The 1,670-nt window shown below is 48.0% G+C and carries 1 protein-coding gene; it reads right to left on the reverse strand.

Annotated elements, in window-relative coordinates; all coding sequences use genetic code 11:
* Nucleotides 1–91: 91 nt before the first annotated feature.
* The gene (locus B3C64_RS02185; RefSeq protein ID WP_291533409.1) at nt 92–1,552 is read right to left on the reverse strand and encodes an ATP-binding protein; all 1,461 of its coding nucleotides are present in this window, start codon (nt 1,550–1,552) and stop codon (nt 92–94) included.
* Nucleotides 1,553–1,670 lie beyond the last annotated feature (118 nt).

The raw sequence follows: 1,670 nt of genomic DNA on the forward strand, positions 1-1,670 counted from the left end.
AATAACCGTCAAATAAAAAAACGTTGGAAAATAACCATTTTTGACAATCACACCGCAAGAAAACGGGTTACTCATCAAATAAATATGCGAATCAAGCCCAACTTGGAATGTACTCCATTCTCTTCTTGGAAGCTTCCGGATCAACCGGCCTGACACGGCCTTCGTTTACGCAATCTCGAATCAATCGGGAAATCTGCGAAGAATAAGACTCATCCAAACCGAACCGCTTGCGCAAAGACGAATTCGTCAGACTCATTCCATTCGCGAACTGTATGCATGCATGCCAATAACAAGAATCCCTTCGCTCCATCGGGCTCAGTTCTGTATATGGACGGTACCGAGAAAGCCGAACCATCATACTGGAGTTCTCGGCATTACCCGACTGCTGCACCACAGGTGACGGCAAATGAGCGGTCTCACAGGCATCAATGATTTTATCCCAGCCGGACCCCGCTTCCTCGCACATATGCAACCGGCGAGATAGCTCCGCCAATCGCGGATTCCTTGTCTCAGGTGGATCATTGACCAATCGTTCAACGCTGATCAGCGAATTACCTGGATTTGAAAACTCTATTCGATTATCAAAAATCTCGATAAGCGGACCAGCGCCGCGTACGGTAAGATCCTGATGAATCAACATATTCGCTAGTAGCTCGCGAATCGCAATTGCCGGATAATCGGTATGCGTAATGCGCAAGGCGCGACCAATCGTCTCCGTTTCAGGTAACCAAGGTTGCAAAAACACCATCACCGCCTCCATATCTGCATACCCCCGTGCATATGTTTGCGCACGACTCGGCGAAGACTTTCGCACACCTTCATATTTGATGACACGCAACGCCTTGCGTGAAACAGTCGGGAAACTCTGCATATCCCTAGCAAAAAGCAACGCACCAAGATTGGTGACCGCGTATTGACCACTGTCTAATGTTTTGATTAGACCATCCGCCTCAAGATAATGCAAAACAGCTTCTTGATTGGCCGGCAGCGGAGTATTAGTCTGTGAAAAATACACATTCCAATCAAGCAGAGACAACGCTTCTTCGGCAGTAAGCCAACGATCCGCAATTTGCTCTTCAAACGATTCCGACTTGGTCACCTCCCACAAGCGTCGTTCTCGTTGCGAATTCTTGGCTAATGGCTGAGTGGAAGTACCCGAGCGCACGTACTCGGTTCCATCGAAGGAAACCGGATATCCCCCGGCTGGCCAAATACGAAGAATCACCATCTTGTGATCACGCACATCAACCGGAATGAAACTGAACTCGGCGTTTTTAGACAGCTTGAGTCGAAGCCAGAGTTCTAATTCCTGTCCCTTATGCTTGGCTGCGAGGGGATTGAACGAGGTACCAATTATTTCGTGAGTGGAATCATCCACGCCCCACAACATATAGGCGTAGTCCTGACCTTCCATAACCGCAGCATTGGCAAGCGCCGAGATATCTTTGCCGATCATGAAAGCATCATCGTTCGAATGTTTAAACTCCACAGTCTGCGACTCCGTCGAGCGGGAGACAAGCTGCTCGACGAGATTGAGCAAGTCTTCTGGCATATGCTGGCACCTTTCACAATCCATAATCGCGTCCATTGCAATTCAGTGTAACCGAAATCAATCACAATTTGTCAAATAACCGTCAAATAAAAAATCGTTGGAAAACAGCCATTCTTGG

This window comes from Bifidobacterium sp. UBA6881 (genome assembly GCA_002451435.1).
In the GTDB taxonomy this organism is placed as follows: Bacteria; Actinomycetota; Actinomycetes; order Actinomycetales; family Bifidobacteriaceae; genus Bifidobacterium.